At 61.4% G+C, this 19,392-nt stretch carries 16 protein-coding genes and 4 tRNA genes; 13 read left to right on the forward strand and 7 right to left on the reverse strand.

What is annotated here, in order from left to right; translation table 11 throughout:
• Positions 1 to 22: 22 nt before the first annotated feature.
• A complete protein-coding gene (hemH, locus tag IEX16_RS10965; protein ID WP_188708530.1) occupies positions 23 to 1,126 on the reverse strand; it encodes a ferrochelatase in 1,104 nt (367 codons plus the stop codon).
• A 19-nt stretch (positions 1,127 to 1,145) separates the two neighbouring features.
• On the opposite strand from hemH, the gene IEX16_RS10970 reads away from it, so the two are divergent.
• Positions 1,146 to 1,856 carry an HAD family hydrolase gene (locus tag IEX16_RS10970; RefSeq protein WP_188708531.1) on the forward strand — a complete coding sequence of 237 codons (711 nt, stop codon included), beginning with the start codon at positions 1,146 to 1,148 and terminating at the stop codon, positions 1,854 to 1,856.
• Positions 1,853 to 2,491: a glutathione S-transferase family protein gene (locus IEX16_RS10975; protein WP_188708532.1), complete on the forward strand. Its 639-nt coding sequence runs from the start codon at positions 1,853 to 1,855 to the stop codon at positions 2,489 to 2,491. The genes IEX16_RS10970 and IEX16_RS10975 overlap by 4 nt, the downstream gene beginning before the upstream one ends.
• Before the next feature lie 63 nt (positions 2,492 to 2,554).
• On the opposite strand, the gene hpnE is transcribed toward IEX16_RS10975, so the two are convergent.
• The 5 genes from hpnE to hpnC form a co-directional block, all read right to left on the reverse strand.
• Entirely contained in the window at positions 2,555 to 3,832 is a 1,278-nt protein-coding gene (gene hpnE / locus IEX16_RS10980; RefSeq protein WP_188708533.1) for a hydroxysqualene dehydroxylase HpnE, read from the reverse strand.
• 208 nt (positions 3,833 to 4,040) lie between these two features.
• Positions 4,041 to 4,883 (reverse strand): presqualene diphosphate synthase HpnD, encoded by an 843-nt coding sequence (gene hpnD / locus IEX16_RS10985; protein WP_188708534.1) that lies wholly within the window; start codon positions 4,881 to 4,883, stop codon positions 4,041 to 4,043.
• A complete protein-coding gene (locus tag IEX16_RS20000; RefSeq protein WP_229676307.1) occupies positions 4,880 to 5,119 on the reverse strand; it encodes a DUF2867 domain-containing protein in 240 nt (79 codons plus the stop codon). The genes hpnD and IEX16_RS20000 overlap by 4 nt, the downstream gene beginning before the upstream one ends.
• Positions 5,120 to 5,225: 106 nt before the next feature.
• A complete protein-coding gene (locus tag IEX16_RS20005) occupies positions 5,226 to 5,660 on the reverse strand; it encodes a DUF2867 domain-containing protein (protein ID WP_229676308.1) in 435 nt (144 codons plus the stop codon).
• Between the two features lie 8 nt (positions 5,661 to 5,668).
• Positions 5,669 to 6,553 carry a squalene synthase HpnC gene (gene hpnC, locus IEX16_RS10995; RefSeq protein WP_188708536.1) on the reverse strand — a complete coding sequence of 295 codons (885 nt, stop codon included), beginning with the start codon at positions 6,551 to 6,553 and terminating at the stop codon, positions 5,669 to 5,671.
• A 120-nt stretch (positions 6,554 to 6,673) separates the two neighbouring features.
• Between hpnC and IEX16_RS11000 the strand changes: the two genes are divergently transcribed.
• The 11 genes from IEX16_RS11000 to IEX16_RS11050 all read left to right on the forward strand — a co-directional run bounded on the left by IEX16_RS11000 (position 6,674) and on the right by IEX16_RS11050 (position 18,656).
• Positions 6,674 to 7,831 carry an efflux RND transporter periplasmic adaptor subunit gene (locus IEX16_RS11000; protein ID WP_188708537.1) on the forward strand — a complete coding sequence of 386 codons (1,158 nt, stop codon included), beginning with the start codon at positions 6,674 to 6,676 and terminating at the stop codon, positions 7,829 to 7,831.
• Between the two features lie 7 nt (positions 7,832 to 7,838).
• Positions 7,839 to 11,000, forward strand: coding sequence for an efflux RND transporter permease subunit (locus IEX16_RS11005; RefSeq protein WP_188708538.1), 3,162 nt, complete (start codon positions 7,839 to 7,841; stop codon positions 10,998 to 11,000).
• Between the two features lie 125 nt (positions 11,001 to 11,125).
• A tRNA-Leu gene (locus IEX16_RS11010) sits at positions 11,126 to 11,212 on the forward strand.
• A 91-nt stretch (positions 11,213 to 11,303) separates the two neighbouring features.
• Positions 11,304 to 12,614: a trigger factor gene (tig, locus tag IEX16_RS11015; RefSeq protein ID WP_188708539.1), complete on the forward strand. Its 1,311-nt coding sequence runs from the start codon at positions 11,304 to 11,306 to the stop codon at positions 12,612 to 12,614.
• Between the two features lie 115 nt (positions 12,615 to 12,729).
• Positions 12,730 to 13,347 carry an ATP-dependent Clp endopeptidase proteolytic subunit ClpP gene (clpP, locus tag IEX16_RS11020; protein ID WP_308421338.1) on the forward strand — a complete coding sequence of 206 codons (618 nt, stop codon included), beginning with the start codon at positions 12,730 to 12,732 and terminating at the stop codon, positions 13,345 to 13,347.
• 125 nt (positions 13,348 to 13,472) lie between these two features.
• On the forward strand, positions 13,473 to 14,738 hold the full coding sequence (gene clpX, locus IEX16_RS11025; protein ID WP_188708540.1) for an ATP-dependent Clp protease ATP-binding subunit ClpX: 1,266 nt from the start codon (positions 13,473 to 13,475) through the stop codon (positions 14,736 to 14,738).
• Positions 14,739 to 15,035: 297 nt separating this feature from the next.
• Positions 15,036 to 17,465 (forward strand): endopeptidase La, encoded by a 2,430-nt coding sequence (lon, locus tag IEX16_RS11030; protein ID WP_188708541.1) that lies wholly within the window; start codon positions 15,036 to 15,038, stop codon positions 17,463 to 17,465.
• 62 nt (positions 17,466 to 17,527) lie between these two features.
• Positions 17,528 to 17,603: transfer RNA gene (locus tag IEX16_RS11035), tRNA-Gly, on the forward strand.
• 88 nt (positions 17,604 to 17,691) lie between these two features.
• Positions 17,692 to 17,765: transfer RNA gene (locus tag IEX16_RS11040), tRNA-Cys, on the forward strand.
• Positions 17,766 to 17,824: 59 nt separating this feature from the next.
• A tRNA-Leu gene (locus IEX16_RS11045) sits at positions 17,825 to 17,918 on the forward strand.
• Positions 17,919 to 18,017: 99 nt separating this feature from the next.
• Positions 18,018 to 18,656, forward strand: a complete 639-nt coding sequence (locus IEX16_RS11050) for a DUF6806 family protein (protein ID WP_188708542.1) — start codon at positions 18,018 to 18,020, stop codon at positions 18,654 to 18,656.
• Between the two features lie 25 nt (positions 18,657 to 18,681).
• Here the strand turns inward: IEX16_RS11050 and IEX16_RS11055 are convergent, their stop codons facing one another.
• Positions 18,682 to 19,308: a TetR family transcriptional regulator gene (locus tag IEX16_RS11055; RefSeq protein ID WP_188708543.1), complete on the reverse strand. Its 627-nt coding sequence runs from the start codon at positions 19,306 to 19,308 to the stop codon at positions 18,682 to 18,684.
• Positions 19,309 to 19,392: the final 84 nt, after the last annotated feature.

The raw sequence follows: 19,392 nt of genomic DNA on the forward strand, positions 1-19,392 counted from the left end.
CAGCTATTAAAAACGGAGCAGACTATTGCCTGGCCCCCAGCGCCAGTGCCGCCGCGCGTGACGCGGCCAGTGCTTGCGCATCGGGCGCAGCCTGCGTTGGCCATCCCGACAAATGCTGCCCGGCGATGTCGCCCAACGCTTCCAGCCATTCGGGGCTGTTGTTGAGGCAGGCGATGTAGCTGAAACTTTTTCCGCCGGCATGTATGAACGCTTCACGCGCTTCCATGCTGATTTCTTCCAGCGTTTCCAGGCAGTCGCCGGTGAAGCCGGGGCACATCACATCGACGCTGTGGGTACCGGACTGTGCCAGTGCCACCAGCGTCGGCTCGGTGTACGGCTCCAGCCACTTGGCCTTTCCGAAGCGTGACTGGAAGGTGACGACATACTGTTCCTTCGTGAGGCCCAGTTGTTCGGCCAGCAAGCGCCCGGTTTTGTGGCATTCGCAGTGGTAAGGGTCGCCCAGGTGCAGCGTGCGTTCGGGCACGCCGTGAAAACTCATGACCAGCTTGTCGGCCCGGCCGTGTGCGGCCCAGTGCGCACGCACGCGCGCGGCCAGCGCGGCGATGTAGCCTGGGTGGTCGTGGTAGTTGTTGACAAAACGCAGCTCGGGAATGCGCCGCACTTTGGCGGCCCAGCTGTATACCGCGTCGAACACGCTGGCCGTGCTGGTGCCGCTGTATTGCGGATAGGCCGGCAGCACCAGGATGCGCGTCGCGCCTTCGGCCTTGAGCGCGTCAAGCTGGGAGGCGATGGACGGGTTGCCGTAACGCATGGCGTAACGCACCGCGACCTGGTGGCCACGCGCAGCCAGCGTGGTGTCCAGCGCAGCCGCTTGCGCTGCCGTCCACACTTTGAGCGGTGAGCCCTCCGCCGTCCAGATGCTGGCGTATTTCGCTGCCGATTTTTTGGGCCGCACCCGCAGGATGATGCCGTGCAGGATGAACCACCAGACGGCTTTCGGAATCTCGATCACGCGGTGGTCGCTGAGAAACTGTGCAAGGTAAGGGCGCAGCGCCGCGGCCGTCGGCGCATCGGGCGTGCCGAGGTTGCAATACAACACGGCAGTCGCAGATGCCGCTTTTGCGGGTTGGCCGTGGGTAAAGGGTGGTTCGGGGGTGAAAGTCATGGGTTATTCTCCCCTACCTATGCTTGACCTGACAATTATTAAAGCCATAACCCTTGACCTTGACGACACCCTCTGGCCCGTGTGGCCCGCGATAGAGCGGGCTGAGGCCGCACTGGACGAATGGCTGGGCCGCCACGCGCCCATGACGGCGGCGATGTTCGCCAACCCCACCGCCAGGCACGACATTCGCGAGCAGATCGTGCGCACCCGGCCCGAACTCAAGCACAACCTCAGCGCGATCCGGCGCGAGGCGATCCGTCTGGCGTTGTACCGTTCCAAAGAAAACCCGCTTTTGGCTGAGGATGCCTTTGAAGTCTTTTTTGCGGCGCGGCACGAGGTCACGCTGTATGACGACGCGCTGCTGGCGCTGGGGTTTCTGTCGGCGCGTTACCCGGTGGTGGCGCTGACCAACGGCAATGCCGATATCCAGCGCATCGGGCTGGGCAAGTATTTCCGTGCCGCGATCAGCGCGCAGCAGTTCGGCGTGGGCAAGCCGGACCCGCGGATCTTTCACGCAGCGGCCGGTGCTGTCGATGTGCCCGCGCACAACGTGCTGCATGTGGGTGACGATGCCACGCTGGACGTGCTGGGCGCACTCAACGTCGGCATGCAGACCGCCTGGGTCAACCGCTCTGACCATTTGTGGGCGCACGATGCCTCGCCGCATGAAACCGTGACCAATCTCACCGAGTTGTGTGACCTGTTAAAGGCCGGGGAGGCGCACATATGACGCTGAAGATTTACGGCATCGCGGCTTCGCGTACATCGCGCCCGCTGTGGGTGGCGCAGGAACTGGGGCTGGACTACCAGCACATCGCCCAGGTTTACGAAGGCGGCGGCACGCGCACACCCGAGTTTCTGGCGCTCAATCCCAACGGCCACATCCCGGTGATAACCGACGACGGGATTGTGGTGTGGGAGTCCATGGCCTGCACGATTTACCTGGCCGAACGCTTTCAGGGGCCGAACGGTTTGTCACTGGCGGCACAGAGTCATGCCGAACGCGCCGACATTTTGCGCTGGAGCTTTTGGGCCGTGACCGAGTGTGAAAAAGATGCGCTGACGTTTCTGATGCACCGCATCGCCATGCCGGAAGAACGCCGCAAGCCGGAACTGGCGCAACAGGCCGACCGACGCCTCGCGCTGGTCTTGCAGGTGCTGGAACAGCATTTGCAGAACCGCGATTACGTCGCGGGAGAGCGCTTTACCGTGGCCGACATCTGCGTCGCTTCGGTGCTGGCCTGGGTCCAGCGCGCGGACGCGATGGCCGCTTGCCCGCGCGTGGCCGCATGGCTGGAGCGCTGCCTGACGCGGCCTGCACAACTGCAGGTGCGCGTGATGGCGCGCAACCGCGGCAAGACCTGAATTTAAGCAGTTCCTTAAGAGAAAAAGGCTGTCAGCCCATAGCAGGATTGCGCAAGTAGCTATCTATTTAATAGCAAATCGGGCGGCCTGCTGGCCGGAACGCACCGCACCTTCCAGCGTTGCCGGGTAAGGGCCGTCCACATAGTCACCACAGGCCACCAGCCCCGGCAGCAGTTGCGCGGCGGGCCGCAGCAGGCCGGGCAGGCAGGCGAAGGTTGCGCGTTTCTCCACAATGGTTTGCACAGCGACGGCCTGCGTCAGGCCGAGCTGCTGGCGGGCCTGCAGCAGCACACGCTGCGTCAGCGCGACGCTGTCGCCCTGGCTGGCGCTCACCACAAATGCCAGCAGGCCATCGGGGCCGCAGAGCTGGCCGCGGTCAAACACAAACTGGGCTGGCGCATCCCCCCCGGGCGCACTCGCGCGCAAGGCAAGCATGGGCTGCGCAAGGCGGCTGCCGCGTGATGAAACATAAACCGTGGTAATAGCCTCGAACTGCAGCGCCTGTGTCTGGTCCACCCAGGCCTTGCAGGGCAGGCCCGTGTTCAGGACGAGCCGCGCCGCTTCGCCCGGCGGGCAGGCCAGGATCACGCGCTCAAATGTTTCGCCATCGACCTGCCAGCCGGTGTCTGCGGGGGCGAGGGCCAACACGCGCGTACCGAGCCGCACCTCGGCGCCGTGCTGCGCCAGCCAGGCCAGTGCGGCGTCGGGCAGCAGCGCGCTGAGGTCGGTGCGCGGCAGCAGCAGGTTGGAGCCGCCGGACTGGGAGAACAGGGAATCACGCAATACGCGCAGAAACACCTGGCCGCTGGCGCGGTCGGCGGGCGTGTTCAGTGCGGCGACACACAGCGGCTCAATCAGCGTGGTCAAAACGGCGGGTGTCAGCGCGATGCACAAAGCGGCAACCGACAGTTCGGGTGCGCAGCGGAAGCCGGCGAGCTGCCAGCGCGTGGCGGCCAGCAGCAGCGAGACCTTGTCGAGCCAGGACCAGCCGCGCGCGCGCAGGATGCCGGCGAAGGCGTCCAGCGGTGTGGGCAAGGCAGGAAGGCGCAAACCGCTGCCATCGGGAAATTGCAGCGTCAGCGGCATGCGGTGCAGCAACGATGTTGTCTTCAGGCCCAGATCGCCCATCAGCTTCAAGGTCTCGCTGTAGGCGCCGATCAGGATGTGCTGGCCGTTGTCCAGCGGCAGTGCAGAGCCATCAGGCCACTGGCCATCGACACGCCGCGCGCGACCGCCGGCAATGCGGGCTGCTTCGATCAGCGTGACCTGCTGGCCCAGGCGCGTGGCTTCGACCGCCGCCGCGCACCCGGCCCAGCCGGCGCCGATGACGGCGACCTTCATGGTGATATCGCGGCGACAAGCGTCCGGCTTGTCATTGCGGGCCTGACCCGCAATCCAGGCTGCTCGGCCTCGCGCGCTGGGGAGCGGGTTCGTGGATTCCGGCCTTCGCCGGAATGACAGTCAGGCTGGGGAGATGCGGGACACCCTCGGGGCACATCCTTCGACAAGCTCAGGATGATCGGAAAGAAGAAATGCGGAACGTGGGGGCTCATTGAACCTTGCCGAAGGCTTGGGTCTTCCACGCCAGCCAGAACTTGCGCAGCGGTGTCAGGCTCACGCGCTGGTGCAACACCTGGTAGTTGTCGGCCGCAATTTCGCGCAGCAGGGTGCGGTAGATGCTGGCCATCATCAGGCCGGGTTTTTGGGCGCGGCGGTCGGTCTCGGGCAGCAGCGCCAGCGCCTCGTCGTACAGGGCGAGCGCGCGCTCGGTCTGGAATTTCATCAGCGCGGTGAAGCGCTCCGAATACTGGCGCTTCAAAATCTCGTGCGCTTTCACGTCGAACTGCTGCAATTCATTCACCGGCAGGTAGATACGGCCGCGCAGTGCGTCTTCACCGACGTCGCGGATGATGTTGGTCATCTGGAAGGCTAGGCCGAGCTTGTGCGCATAGGTCGTGGTGATGTCGTCTGTCTGGCCGAAGATGCGCGCCGCGACCTCGCCGACGATGCCGGCTACCAGGTGGCAGTAGGTCCTGAGGTTGGGAAAGTCGAGGTAGCGGTTTTGTGCCAGATCCATCTGGCAGCCCTCGATCACCGCCTGCAAATGGCGCGCTTCGATGCGGTAGTTGGGCGCCAGCGGCATCAGCGCCTTCATCACCGGGTGTGTCGGCTCGCCGGCATAGGACTTGAGCACCTCGGCATGCCACCAGGCCAGCTTGGTGTAGGCCACGCCGGGGTCGGTCACCTCATCGACCACATCGTCGATCTCGCGGCAAAAGGCGTAGAAGGCGGTGATGGCGGCGCGGCGCTCCTTGGGCAAAAACAGGAAGGCGTAATAAAAACTGCTGCCGGACGCGGCGGCTTTTTGCTGGACGTATTCCTCAGGGCTCATGGGCGGGATTGTCGCAGGCTTGTTGCCACGGCCTGGGGTGCGCGGCGCAGCACCGCAGGCGCAATGATCTTGTGCGCCGGGCCGACAAAAGCCATGTACACCCGGCCCAGCGTGTTGTGGATATGAACCACCGTGCTCAGGGTCAGTTTGTCATGGGCGTCGTCATGGCTTTGCTTCAACACCGACAGTTGAACCACCAGGTGTTTGTCGTCGTCCTGCATCAAGGGCCTGTTCACACCGTGTATGCAAGTGCGAACGTGGTTAAAACAGTGCCAATCTAGGCGCGCGACGACGCTCAGCCTGGGCGGCTGAGCTAGGAGTGCAACAACAAGTGGCGCTGTTTTAACCACGTTCCCTCCGGGTTGCGGCCAAAAAGGCCATGCGCAGCGTTGCAAAGCCTTGCCGGGCGCCAGCCCGGCTGCGTTTTGCGCCTCGCGCATGACCTTTTTGACTCGCAACGCATCTCGCATACACGGTGTGAACAGGCCCTGGCTCATCCAGACTGCTGCTGACAACTTCAAAAAGCCCCATGCGTTTGCCGGGAACCGCTTCGCCAGGCGGGACAGCCATCGTGCCCAGATTCTTCAATCCAACAAGCCGAACCACCTGGTTGCGCACGCGCATCAGGCCCTCTATCCAGCCAGGCGTCTGGCGGGTGATGGCCCGGTAAATTTCGGTCGCGGTCAGTTGTGAGGCCGGAACCAGCGCTTCATACGCGTCGGCAAAGTCGGCATCGTGTTGTTTGGCGGCCAGCGCGCAGCCGGCAGGGATGGGCACGGATCGAGTCATGGCAGCAGGGCTTTCCAGAAAATCACGACCGCATCCCAGGCCGTAAGCTTGGGCCGCCGCGCCAGCGTGCGGTGGTCCATGGCTGCCATCTTGTCGAGGATGCGCAGCCCGCCCTGAATCACGCAGCGCAGCTCCAGCGCGGCGCGCCATCCGTCAAAGCCGCCCAACCGGCGCGAGACGCTGGCCGGAAGCTCCAGGCCTTTTAGCATTCTGGCCCTTGCTGCACGGGCGCATGCAGCTATCAAATTAGTAGTGGCCGGGTTGATCACGTGCGCCATCAGTTGCGCCTCGTCCACGCCATGCGCCGCCCACAGCTCACGCGGTAGGTAGATGCGGCCACGCGGAATGTCCACGCTGAGGTCTTGCCAGAAGTTGATCAGTTGCAGGGCGCTGCAGATGTGGTCGCTCTGGCCCAGCGATTCGGCATCGTACACGCCGTACAGGTGCAGCAGCAGGCGCCCGACCGGATCGGCCGAGCGGCGGCAGTAGTCCAGCAACTCGGCCTCGGTGGCGTAACGCTGCTTGACCACGTCCTGTTCAAAGGCGCTGAGCAGGTCGGCCAGCAAGGGCACCGGCAGATCGAATTCGGCGATGACCGGCTGCAGCGCGTCAAATACGTGAGGCCAGCGCCCCGAGCCGGGCCGGCCTTCCGCCGCCGCCAACAGGTCGTCGCGGATGGCGGAGAGGTCTTTCAGGCGCTGGGCGGGTCGGGCGTCGCCTTCATCGGCGATGTCGTCAGCGGTGCGCGCAAACCAGTAGATCGCGGCAATGGCCGGGCGTAGGCGTGGCGGGCACAAGACCGAGGCCACCGGAAAGTTTTCATAGTGGCTGGACGGCGGCTGCAGCGCCAGCGGCGTGCTGTGGGGAGGGCCTGGATGCATGGCCGGATTGTCGCTTGACAGCGCTAGTGATTTACCCTAGATTACTAACCGGTCAGTCAGTAGTGTGGATTTTTCCCACAGCCTTGCTGGTATTCCGCCACCGCTTTTGCCCACCACATCATGCATAAAACAGCCTTTGTTCTCATCAGCAGCGCCCTGATTCTGGCCGCCTGTTCCAAGCCTGCCCCGCCCGAGGAGCCGGTGCGCGCGGTCAAGGTGATGACGGTGGGCACCGATTCTTTCACAGCGAATTACGAGTTTGCCGGGGAGGTGAAAGCCCAGGTCGAATCCCGGCTCGGATTCCGGGTCGGCGGAAAAATCATCCGGCGCCAGGCCGAACTCGGCCAACAGGTGAAAGCCGGCCAGGTTCTGGCGCAACTGGACCCGCAGGACTACAAATTGGCTGCGGATGCCGCGCGGGCCCAGGTGGCTGCCGCCAGTACCAACCGCGACCTGGCGGCTGCCGACTACAAGCGCTACAAGGAACTCAAGGACCAGAACTTCATCAGCGGCGCCGAACTCGAGCGCCGCGACACCACGCTGAAAGCCGCGCAGGCCCAGCTCGAGCAGGCGCAGGCGCAGCTGGCAGTGCAGGGCAACCAGGCCAATTACGCGTCACTGGTTGCTGACGTATCTGGGGTGGTGACTGCGGTCGAGGCCGAGGCCGGCCAAGTGGTCACGGCCGGCACGCCGGTTCTGCGCATTGCGGCCGACGGCCCGCGCGACGTGGTGTTTTCTGTGCCTGAAGACAAGGTGGCCGCCATCAAGGTCGGCACGCCGGTCAAGGTGCGTGTCTGGTCGCAGGCCGGTGAGCTGACCGGCCGTGTGCGCGAGGTGTCGGCCAGTGCCGACCCTGCCACGCGCACCTATCCGGTCAAGGTGGCCCTCGACACCAAAGAGCCGCCGGTACTGGGCGCCACGGTGTATGTGCAGCCGCAGGGCCTGGGCGCGGCCGGCGTGCAGGTCATCAAGCTGCCGACCAGCGCGCTGCGGCAGGACGGCAAGGCCAGCGCCGTCTGGGTGCTCGACAAGGCGAGCATGACGGTGAAATCGCAAACCATACAGATCGCCACAGCCGACGGCAACGAAGCGGTGGTCGCCGCCGGACTGCAGCCCGGCATGCTGGTGGTCAGCGCCGGGGTGCATGTGCTTTCACCCGGGCAGAAAGTCACGATTTATCAGCCAAAAGTGGCTGTAGCCCCCGTTCCGCCTGCGCAGACAGCTATCAATCCAATAGCGTCCGCTGCTGCCGCACCCGCTGCAGCGCCTGCGAAGTGAGGACGGCATGAACCAGGAACAACCGAAAGACAGTTTCAACCTGTCCAAATGGGCGCTGGACCATCCGGCGCTGACACGTTACCTGATGGTGGTGCTGATGTTGCTGGGTTTTGCCGCCTACTTCCAGCTCGGCCAGGACGAGGATCCGCCGTTTACCTTCCGTGCGATGGTGGTTCGCACGTACTGGCCGGGCGCCACGGCGCAACAGGTCGCCGAGCAGGTGACCGACAAACTCGAACGCACGCTGCAGGAGGTGCCTTATGCCGACAAGATCCGCAGCTATTCCAAGCCCGGTGAGTCGCAGATCATCTTCCAGATCAAGGATTCATCAAAAGCCGCCGACGTGGCCGGTGTCTGGTACGCGGTGCGCAAAAAAATAGGCGATATGCGCGGCACCTTGCCGGGCGGGGTGGTGGGACCGTTCTTCAACGACGACTTCGGTGATGTGTATGGCGTGATCTACGCGCTGCAGGCCGACGGTTTCAGTTATGCCGAGCTCAAGACCTTTGCTGACAATGTGCGCCAGCAGTTGCTGCGTGTGCCCGATGTGGCCAAGGTCGAGCAGTTCGGTGTGCAGGACGAAAAGCTGTTCATCGAAATTTCGCAGAAACGGCTGGCCCAGCTCGGGCTGGATTTCAGCCAGGTGCTGAATCAACTCGGCCAGCAAAACGCCGTGGAATCGGCTGGCGCCATCCAGACGCCACTGGACGTGGTGCAGGTGCGGGTGGCCGGCCAGTTTGAGGCGGTTGAGCAGTTGCGCGCCATGCCGATACGCGGCAATTCGGGCAACCAGATGCGCCTGGGCGACATTGCCGAGATCAAACGTGCTTATGTCGATCCGCCTGCCGTCAAGGTGCGGCACCAGGGCCGGGAGGTGATTGCGCTGGGTGTGTCCATGGGCAAAGGCGGTGACATCATCGCGCTGGGCAAGGCGCTCAGGGCTACCACGGCCAAAATCAGTACCACCCTGCCGGCAGGGATTGAGCTGGTGCAGATTCAGGACCAGCCGACCGCCGTGACGACCTCGGTCAATGAATTTGTGCGCGTGCTGATCGAAGCCGTGGCCATAGTGCTGGCCGTTAGTTTTATTGCGCTGGGTTTTCACCGGCGGCCGGGTCAGCACCCGCTGTGGAAGCGTTATTACATCGACATGCGGCCGGGGCTGGTGGTCGGCATCACGATTCCGCTGGTGCTGGCAATGACTTTTCTGGCCATGAGTTATTTCGGCATCGGGCTGCACAAGATATCGCTGGGTTCGCTGATCATCGCGCTGGGCCTGCTGGTGGACGACGCCATCATTGCGGTCGAGATGATGGTGCGCAAGATGGAAGAGGGCTACGACAAGGTGCGCGCCGCGACCTTTGCCTACGAAATCACCGCCATGCCGATGCTGACCGGCACGCTGATCACCGCCGTGGGCTTTCTGCCCATCGGGATGGCCAAGTCAACCGTGGGCGAATACACCTTTGCGATTTTTGCGGTGACGGTGATTGCGCTGGTGCTGAGCTGGGTGGTGTCGGTGTGTTTTGTGCCTTACCTGGGCACCTTGTTGCTCAAGGCCAAGCCGCTGCCTGAAGGCGTCGAGGCGGGTCACCAGGAGCACTTTGACACACCGTTTTATCGGGTATTTCGCCGAACGGTGAACTGGTGCGTCGAGCACCGCTGGCTCACGATAGGCGCGACGATACTGGTCTTTGCACTCGGCATTGTCGGCATGGGCAAGGTGCAGCAGCAGTTCTTTCCGGATTCCAGCCGGCCAGAAATCATGGTCGACATCTGGTTCCCGGAAGGCACCTCGTTTGCCGCCAATGAACTCACGACCAGGCGCGTCGAAGAGCGCCTGCTGAAAGAAGAGGGCGTCAGCTCTGTCAGCACCTGGGTCGGTTCGGGCGTGCCGCGTTTCTATCTGCCGCTGGACCAGGTGTTTCCGCAGAGCAATGTGTCGCAGTTCATTGTGTTGCCGAAAGACCTGAAAGTTCGCGAATCGCTGCGCATCAAGCTGCCGGCCCTGCTAGCCCAGGAATTCCCCGAGGTGCGTGGCCGCATCAAGCTGCTGCCCAACGGCCCGCCCGTGCCCTACCCGGTGCAGTTTCGCGTGGTCGGCATCGACCCGCTGGTATTGCGTGACCGCGCGGACGAGGTGAAAGCCGCGATGCGTGAGAGCCCCAACACGCGTGGCGTCAACGACAACTGGAACGAGTCGGTCAAGGTGCTGCGCCTGGAAGTGGACCAGTCCAAGGCGCGCGCACTGGGCGTCACCAGCCAGTCGATCGCACAGGCGTCCAAAACCATCCTGGCGGGCAGCACCGTGGGCCAGTTCCGCGAGGGTGACAAACTGATCGACATCGTGCTGCGCCAGCCACTGGACGAACGCAATGCCATCACCGATATTGCCAACGCCTACCTGCCGACGGCGTCGGGAAAATCGATTCCGCTAACGCAGATCGCCAAGCCGGTGTTCACCTGGGAGCCGGGCGTGATGTGGCGCGAAAATCGCGACTACGCAATCACGGTTCAAAGTGATGTGGTTGAGGGTCTGCAGGGCGCGACGGTGACCAACGAGCTGCTGCCAGCGCTGAAAGCCATCGAGGCCGAGTGGCAAAAAAATGGCATGAGCGGCTACCGCATCGAGGTTGCCGGCGCTGTGGAAGAGAGCGCCAAGGGCCAAGGCGCGATCGGAGCGCAATTGCCGGTAGCGGGCTTCATCATTTTGACCTTGCTCATGCTGCAACTGCACAGCTTCAGCCGTTCAATGCTCGCTTTCACCACGGGCTTCATGGGTATCGCTGGTGTCGCGGGCGCGCTGTTGATCCTGAATCGGCCGATGGGCTTTGTTGCCGGCCTCGGCATCGTGGCGCTGTTCGGCATGATCATCCGCAACTCCGTGATCCTGATCGACCAGATCGAGCAGGACCGCGCGGCAGGCATCCCGGCTTGGGATGCGATTGTCGAGTCGGCGGTGCGGCGCTTGCGCCCCATCGTGCTGACGGCTGCTGCTGCGGTGCTGGCCATGATCCCGCTGTCGCGCAGCGTGTTCTGGGGACCGATGGCCGTCGCCATCATGGGCGGCCTGATTGTGGCTACTGTACTGACCCTGCTGGCCTTGCCGGCCATGTATGCCGCATGGTTTCGCGTGAAACGCGAAACACCCGGTGTGGTGCCGGCGTAAATCCGGGGGCCGGGTTTACCGGCAGGCGGGGACGGTACCGATACAGGCTAAAATAGAAAGTTGACCGATTTCAGGCGGGGGTCCACGAGCCTAAAAAGCTGAGGATTCCCGTTTTTATTTCAGGCGCGCGGGTGGCGAAATTGGTAGACGCACCAGGTTTAGGTCCTGACGGTAGCAATACTGTGCGGGTTCGAGTCCCGCCCCGCGCACCACTATTTGAGATTTTCAGGACGATTGCCGCACAGCCTTGAGTTGCCGTGCGCCGGACCGTCTTTTACATATTCTGGATATTAGGAGTAGATCATGGCCGTGACTGTTGAAACCCTGGAAAAGCTGGAACGCAAGATGACCTTGACCTTGCCGGTCAGCGCCATCCAGTCTGAAGTTGACTCACGCCTCAAACGCATGGCCCGTACTGTCAAAATGGACGGTTTCCGTCCCGGCAAGGTCCCCATGAATGTGGTGGCCCAGCGTTACGGCTATTCAGTGCATTACGAAGTCATGAACGACAAGGTCGGCGAGGCGTTCTCGCAGGCCGCCAACGAAGCCAAGCTGCGTGTGGCTGGCCAGCCGCGCATCAGCGAAAAAGAAGGCGCGCCCGAGGGCGAGCTGGCTTTTGATGCGGTCTTCGAGGTCTATCCTGAAGTCAAGATCGGTGACCTGGCCAACGCCGAAGTCGAAAAGCTGACGTCCGAAGTCAGCGAGGAGGCGATTGACAAGACCGTGGACATCCTGCGCAAGCAGCGCCGCACCTTTGCGCAGCGCGCCATGGACGCGGCGGCCCAGGACGGTGACCGCGCGACCATCGACTTCGAAGGCAAGATCGACGGCGAAACCTTTGCCGGCGGCAAGGCTGAGGCTTTCCAGTTTCTGGTCGGCGAAGGCCAGATGCTCAAGGAATTCGAAGACGCTGTGCGCGGCATGAAAAGCGGCGAAAGCAAGACTTTCCCGCTGAACTTTCCCGCTGACTACCACGGCAAAGACGTGGCCGGCAAACAGGCCGACTTCATGGTCACGGTCAAGAAAATCGAAGCCGCGCACCTGCCCGAAGTCAATGAGGCCCTGGCCAAGTCGCTCGGCATAACCGACGCCAGCGTCGAAGGCCTGCGTGCCGACATCAAGAAAAACCTGGAGCGTGAAGTCAAGTTCCGCTTGCTGGCCCGCAACAAGAATGCCGTGATGGACGCATTGGTGGCCAATTCCGAACTGGATGTTCCACAAGCGATTGTCCAGGCCGAGCTGGAGCGCATGGTGGAAGGCGCCCGCGCCGACCTCAAGCAACGTGGCATCAAGGACGCCGACAAGGCGCCGATTCCCGACGACATCTTCCGCCCGCAAGCCGAAAAGCGCGTGCGCCTGGGCTTGGTGGTGGCCGAACTGACCCGCGCCAACAACCTGTTCCCCACCAGCGAGCAGATCAAGGCCCATGTGCAGGAACTGGCGTCCAGCTACGAGAAGCCTGAAGATGTGGTGCGCTGGTATTTCGGCGACGAAAAACGCATGGCCGAAGTCGAGTCCGTGGTGATCGAAAATAATGTCACCGACTTTGTGATGGGCAAGGCCAAGGTGCTTGAAAAAGCCGTTGCCTTCGACGAGTTGATGGCGCAGAACTGACCGGCAGCCGGTCCGGCTGCGGTTTGTCGGCCAAAATTTCTGATGCAGGGGCTTGCGGCTACGGCTTCAAGCCCCATTTATTTTGGGTAAAGTAGCCTCACAAATCGGAGAACATATGATTTTCAGCAGTGCACGGGAAATTCAGGGCCTCGGCATGGTGCCGATGGTGATCGAGCAATCCGGCCGCGGTGAGCGGTCGTATGACATTTATTCGCGCTTGCTCAAGGAGCGCGTGATTTTCCTTGTGGGGCCGGTCAACGACCAGACCGCCAACCTGGTGGTGGCGCAGTTGCTCTTTCTCGAGAGCGAGAATCCTGACAAGGACATCTCTTTCTACATCAACTCGCCGGGCGGTTCGGTGACCGCCGGCATGGCGATTTACGACACCATGCAGTTCATCAAGCCCGACGTCTCCACGCTGTGCACCGGCATGGCCGCCAGCATGGGTGCTTTCCTGCTGGCCGCAGGCGCCAAGGGCAAGCGTTTTTCGCTGCCTAACTCCCGTGTGATGATTCATCAGCCGTCCGGCGGCGCCCAAGGGCAGGCTACGGACATTGAAATCCATGCCCGCGACATCCTCAAGACACGCGAGCAGCTCAATCGCATCCTGGCCAACAACACCGGCCAAACCGTCGAAAAAATCGAGCGCGATACCGAGCGTGATTACTTCATGTTTGCCGACGAGGCCAAGGCCTACGGTGTGGTGGACGAGGTGATCAGCAAGCGTCCTTAGTCTTCCCTCGCCAAAACAGGTCAGTTGCGGCACGGCAACGGCGTTTTCTGTAACAGAGAACGCCGTTTTTATTTGGTTATCATTGACTTACCATCCCTTTCGGGACCTACAAAGGCACTCCATCAATGGCCGAAAAAAAAGGCTCTTCCAGCGAAAAAACCCTGTACTGCTCCTTCTGCGGCAAAAGCCAGCATGAAGTCAAAAAGCTGATCGCAGGGCCGTCGGTGTTCATTTGTGATGAATGCATCGATCTGTGCAACGAAATCATTCGTGATGAGTTGCCTGCCGGAGAAGATGTGCGCGAAACGCGCGGCGACCTGCCGACACCGCTGGAAATCAAGACCACGCTGGACGGCTACGTGATTGGCCAGGAACCCGCCAAGCGCACGCTGGCGGTCGCGGTCTACAACCACTACAAACGCCTGCGCCACAAGGACAAGGCCAAAAAAGACGAGGTCGAGCTGACCAAGAGCAATATTTTGCTGATCGGCCCGACCGGCTCCGGCAAGACACTGTTGGCCCAAACCCTGGCGCGTACGCTCAATGTGCCGTTTGTCATGGCCGACGCCACCACGCTGACGGAGGCCGGCTACGTCGGTGAAGACGTCGAAAACATCATCCAGAAGCTGCTGCAAAGCTGCAACTACGAAGTTGAGCGCGCGCAGCAAGGCATTGTGTACATCGACGAAATTGACAAGATTTCGCGCAAGTCGGACAACCCTTCCATCACACGTGACGTGTCGGGCGAGGGCGTGCAGCAGGCCCTGCTCAAGCTGATTGAGGGCACGATGGCCTCGGTTCCCCCCCAGGGCGGCCGCAAGCACCCGAATCAGGATTTCCTGCAGGTGGACACGACCAACATCCTGTTCATCTGCGGCGGCGCCTTCTCGGGTCTGGAAAAAGTCATTGAAAACCGTACGGAGGCTTCGGGCATCGGTTTTGGCGCAGCCGTCAAAAGCAAGAAGTCGCGCAGCCTGACCGAGTCCTTCAAGGACGTGGAGCCGGAAGACCTGATCAAGTTCGGCCTGATCCCCGAACTGGTGGGCCGCATGCCGGTGGTCGCCACGCTGGCCGAACTGACCGAAGACGCGCTGGTGCAGATTCTGACCGAGCCGAAAAACGCCGTGGTCAAGCAGTTCAGCAAGCTGCTGTCCATGGAAGGGGTGGACCTTGAGATTCGTCCTTCCGCGCTCAAGGCGATTGCCCGCAAGGCGCTGGCGCGCAAGACCGGCGCCCGCGGTCTGCGTTCCATCCTGGAGCAGTCCCTGATCGACACCATGTTTGATCTGCCCAACACCAGCAATGTCGAAAAAGTCGTGGTCGACGAATCGACCATCGAAGAAAACAAGGCGCCGCTGCTGGTTTACCGAGAGTCTGCCAAACAGGCGTAGTACTGCAATCCGAAAATATCGAAACATGAAAGCGCGTCTTCGCACCCATGGCGGCGTTGCAACCCTTGCGAAGGCGCACAGCCTTCGCTGCGGCTTGCGCCTTGCCTTGGGCGCGAATCCATCACTTTCATTTTGTTCCGCTACTTCCGGTTTGCAGTACTAGTGCTGAAGCGACAGGCCGGCTTGAAAACCGGCCAGCGCCCCCCAAGTTCGAGGCTATTGCTGTTGCCGAACCATGAAAGCCTGATACCCGTCACGATGCCAGGGCTTTCGTTCAAGGCTTACCTTTAAGGTTCTATGTCCGCACAAAACACACTGCCCTCCAGCCCGATTGACCTGCCGCTGCTTCCGCTTCGCGATGTGGTGGTGTTTCCGCACATGGTGATTCCGCTGTTTGTGGGCCGGCCCAAAAGCATCAAGGCCCTCGAATCGGCGATGGAGGCCGAGCGCCGCATCATGCTGGTTGCCCAGAAAACCGCGGCCAAGGACGAGCCTTCGGTCGAGGACATGTTCGAGGTCGGTTGTGTGGCGACCATCCTGCAGATGCTCAAGCTGCCCGATGGCACGGTCAAGGTGCTGGTCGAAGGCCAGCAGCGCGCCAAGGTCAACAAGATTGAAGAAGGCGAGCTTCACTTCAGCGCCAATGTGACGCCGGTTGAGCCGGAAGTTGCCCTGCCCGGCGACAAGACCAGCGAAGTCGAAGCATTGCGCCGCGCGGTGATGCAGCAGTTCGACCACTACGTCAAACTGAACAAAAAGATACCGCCCGAGATACTGACCTCAATCTCCAGCATCGACGATGCCGGCCGCCTGGCCGACACCATCGCCGCGCATCTTCCACTCAAGCTGGATGCGAAACAGGTCATTCTGGCCCTGGACCCGGTCAAGGCCCGGCTCGAAAATCTCTACGAGCAGCTTGAGCGCGAGGTCGACATCCTGAATGTCGACAAAAAAATCCGTGGCCGCGTCAAGCGCCAGATGGAAAAGAATCAACGCGACTTCTACCTGAACGAGCAGGTCAAGGCGATCCAGAAGGAACTCGGTGAAGGCGAAGAGGGTGCCGACATCGAGGAGATCGAGAAAAAGATCAAAGCCGCCAAGATGCCGCAGGAAGCCCGCAAAAAGGCAGAGAGCGAACTGAAAAAACTCAAGCTCATGTCGCCGATGTCGGCTGAGGCGACGGTGGTTCGCACCTACATCGACGTGCTGACGGGCCTGCCATGGAGCAAGAAAACCAAGATCAAACATGACCTGGCCAATGCCGAAGCGGTGCTCGACGAAGACCACTACGGGCTGGAGAAGGTCAAGGACCGTATCGTGGAATACCTCGCGGTGCAGCAGCGCGTGGACAAACTCAAGGCGCCCATTCTTTGCCTGGTTGGCCCTCCCGGTGTCGGCAAGACGTCGCTGGGTCAGTCGATCGCCAAGGCCACGGGGCGCAAGTACGTGCGCATGGCCCTCGGTGGCATGCGTGACGAGGCTGAGATTCGCGGCCACCGTCGTACCTACATCGGCGCCCTGCCGGGCAAGGTGCTGCAAAGCCTGACCAAGGCCGGTACGCGCAATCCGCTGTTCCTGCTTGACGAGATCGACAAGCTGGGCACGGACTTCCGGGGCGATCCTTCCAGCGCCTTGCTGGAGGTGCTGGACCCCGAGCAGAACCACACCTTTGGCGATCACTATGTCGAGGTGGACTTCGACCTCAGCGACGTGATGTTCGTGGCAACTTCGAACTCGATGAACATCCCGCCGGCGCTGCTGGACCGCATGGAAGTGATTCGCCTGTCGGGTTATACCGAGGACGAGAAAACCAGCATCGCCATGCGTTACCTGCTGCCCAAGCAACTGAAGAACAACGGCGTCAAGGACGGCGAGCTGGAGATTCAGGAGCAGGCGGTTCGCGACATCGTGCGTTACTACACGCGTGAAGCCGGTGTGCGCTCACTGGAACGCGAGCTCTCCAAGATCTGCCGCAAGGTCGTCAAAGGTATCCAGCTCAAGAAGATGGAACCCCAGGTCATCGTGACTGCGGACAACCTCAATGACTATCTGGGTGTGCGCAAGTTTGACTATGGACGTGCCGAGAACCACAACCAGGTCGGCCAGGTGGTGGGCCTGGCCTGGACAGAAGTCGGCGGCGACCTGCTGACCATCGAGGCGGCCATGATGCCGGGCAAGGGCGTGATCACACGCACCGGTTCACTCGGCGACGTGATGAAGGAATCCGTGGAGGCCGCTCGCACCGTGGTGCGCAGCCGCGCACGCTTGCTTGGTATCAAAGACGAGATGTTCGAAAAGCGCGACATCCACATCCACGTGCCTGATGGCGCGACGCCCAAAGACGGCCCGAGCGCGGGTGCGGCGATGACCACGGCCTTTGTGTCGGCCATCACCGGCATCCCGGTGCGCGGCGATGTTGCCATGACCGGCGAGATCACCTTGCGCGGCGAAGTCACGGCTATTGGTGGCCTGAAGGAAAAACTGCTGGCGGCGCTGCGCGGCGGCATCAAGACTGTGATCATTCCGGAAGAGAACGCCAAGGACCTGCAGGAGATTCCCGAGAACGTGAAAAATGGTCTTGAGATTGTGCCGGTCAAGTGGATTGACCAGGTGCTGCAGATCGCGCTGGTGCGCCAGCCCGTGCCCTTGACTGAGGAAGAGGTGGCCGTGGCGGCCGCTGCTGCGGCAGTGCCTGCTGTGGGAGCGGCGGGCAGCATCACGCATTGAGCAAATTTTTTCATCCTCTTCGCATGGCGCAAAAAAATGCGCTATAATTTGAGGCTGTAATCGCGGGAGTAGCTCAGTTGGTAGAGCGCAACCTTGCCAAGGTTGAGGTCGAGAGTTCGAGACTCTTCTCCCGCTCCAATTCAAAAGGGCAGCACGTTAAAATGCTGTCCTTTTTCTTTGGGTTGTTGCTGTTAGTAGAATTGGTTTATTGAGCCCGACAGATCAAGGCGCGGTAACAAAGCGGTTATGTACCGGATTGCAAATCCGGCTAGCCCGGTTCGACTCCGGGCCGCGCCTCCACCCAGGTTTTTTTTGCCAGCCCCTGCGATGGGGCTTTTTTGTTTCACAATAAGAACCCTGCCCGGGTGGTGAAATTGGTAGACACATCGGACTTAAAATCCGCCGCTTTCCTGCATAAGGGGCGTACCGGTTCGATTCCGGTCCCGGGCACCACATGACAGTTTTCCGATGCATTGCAAGCCCTTGGCGCTGCAATTTCTCCTCCTCCGTGGTCATGTTTATTTCAGGCTGCAACTGGTTAAGATAGATTCCATGGCCCGTTACAACACCCCTCCTTTTGAAATTCACGTTCACGGCGAAGTGCCCTTGCGTGACGACATTGGTTTTGAGCAGTTGCAGGATGCGCTGAAACCACTGTGGGCTTATGCAGGCGCCAAGTCGCTGGCGGACGGCGCGACCAGCGTGTATGAGGAAGAGCCTGGCATACGTTTTGATGCCCAACAGCATTTGCTGCAGCTGTGCTGGACGGTTCCGGGCGACGAGGACTTCCGGCAGGTGCTTGACGAAGTCTGCATGGCCCTCAACGAGATGGCCGTCAGTGGCGCACCGATTGAAGTCACGTTTTACGATGCCGATTTTGACGAAGATGAAGAGCGCGACGGCGAAGAAGCCAGGGACGACTTTGCGATGTATTTTGTCGGCCCCACGCCGGCCGCCATCATGCAGGTCCAGCGCGACTTGCTGGTGCAGGACATGATCGGACTGATGGAGCGGCATTTCGATGCCACGGAACTCGGTGACGTGGTGGCGGCGGTGGACAAGTTGTTCGAACAGCGCTTTGAGACCCTGGTCAACTCCATGCAACTGGGCCGACCTCCGCGTGGCTTGGGCGGCTCCCAGGGCGGCTCCGGGCACGGTGGCGGCGGGCGCAAGCCCCGCCATTTGCACTAGCGTTACGCCGGGTTATGGCCCGGATTTATTTCCCCCGCTTCAGACCCAGCCCGCAGAGATAAATTTCCATCACGTCCTGGCCCACGACGACCAGGTCGAAGGCTTCGCTGTCCAGCAGCCAGTTCTGAATCAGGCCGTCGATGATGGCATGCAAGCCTCCGGCGCAGGTGGCGGCTGGTGCTGCCAGCGTCACCGACCGGTGCCTGGCCGCTGCGCTCAAACCATGCGCCACCTTTGCCAGAAAGTCACGGCGCACGGCCAGATGGCGCGCGCGCACGGCCTGAAGCTCATCCACATATTCAACTTTCTGGGTGGCCACCTCCAGCACACGCCGCGTCTGCGGGTCGTTGGCAATCCGGACCAGCGCCTCGCGCATGCCCAGGCAGAGTTGAGACAGCGGATCGATGTTGCCGTCGCGCCCCAGGTCCTGAAACGACTGCTCCAAAGGCAGCGTAACCCTTTCCATCATGGCGTTGAAGAGGTCGGCCTTGTCTTTGAAATGCCAATAAATGGCGCCCCTGCTGGTGCCCGCCAGTTTGGCGATGTCATTTAGCGACGTGCGGGAAACACCTTGCGCCTGAAACAGCAGTTCTGCCGCATCCAGCAAGCTGTGGCGGGTAGCCAGTGCGTCTTCTTTTGTGCGGCGAGCCAAACTTTGCCTCCTGCGATTTAATTTTCCAAGGGTTTAAATATACATTCATAAATGTATGTAAAATCCTTTATCCGCGAAAACCCT

Origin of the sequence: Polaromonas eurypsychrophila (assembly GCF_014641715.1) — a bacterium.
Lineage (GTDB): Bacteria > Pseudomonadota > Gammaproteobacteria > Burkholderiales > Burkholderiaceae_C > Polaromonas > Polaromonas eurypsychrophila.

Excerpts from the sequence above, each read along its gene's own strand:
- hemH (WP_188708530.1), bottom strand. The coding sequence starts at position 1,126 with ATGACTTTCACCCCCGAACCACCCTTTACCCACGGCCAACCCGCAAAA.
- IEX16_RS10970 (WP_188708531.1), top strand. The coding sequence starts at position 1,146 with ATGCTTGACCTGACAATTATTAAAGCCATAACCCTTGACCTTGACGAC.
- IEX16_RS10975 (WP_188708532.1), top strand. The coding sequence starts at position 1,853 with ATGACGCTGAAGATTTACGGCATCGCGGCTTCGCGTACATCGCGCCCG.
- hpnE (WP_188708533.1), bottom strand. The coding sequence starts at position 3,832 with ATGAAGGTCGCCGTCATCGGCGCCGGCTGGGCCGGGTGCGCGGCGGCG.
- hpnD (WP_188708534.1), bottom strand. The coding sequence starts at position 4,883 with ATGAGCCCTGAGGAATACGTCCAGCAAAAAGCCGCCGCGTCCGGCAGC.
- hpnC (WP_188708536.1), bottom strand. The coding sequence starts at position 6,553 with ATGCATCCAGGCCCTCCCCACAGCACGCCGCTGGCGCTGCAGCCGCCG.
- IEX16_RS11000 (WP_188708537.1), top strand. The coding sequence starts at position 6,674 with ATGCATAAAACAGCCTTTGTTCTCATCAGCAGCGCCCTGATTCTGGCC.
- IEX16_RS11005 (WP_188708538.1), top strand. The coding sequence starts at position 7,839 with ATGAACCAGGAACAACCGAAAGACAGTTTCAACCTGTCCAAATGGGCG.
- tig (WP_188708539.1), top strand. The coding sequence starts at position 11,304 with ATGGCCGTGACTGTTGAAACCCTGGAAAAGCTGGAACGCAAGATGACC.
- clpP (WP_308421338.1), top strand. The coding sequence starts at position 12,730 with ATGATTTTCAGCAGTGCACGGGAAATTCAGGGCCTCGGCATGGTGCCG.
- clpX (WP_188708540.1), top strand. The coding sequence starts at position 13,473 with ATGGCCGAAAAAAAAGGCTCTTCCAGCGAAAAAACCCTGTACTGCTCC.
- lon (WP_188708541.1), top strand. The coding sequence starts at position 15,036 with ATGTCCGCACAAAACACACTGCCCTCCAGCCCGATTGACCTGCCGCTG.
- IEX16_RS11050 (WP_188708542.1), top strand. The coding sequence starts at position 18,018 with ATGGCCCGTTACAACACCCCTCCTTTTGAAATTCACGTTCACGGCGAA.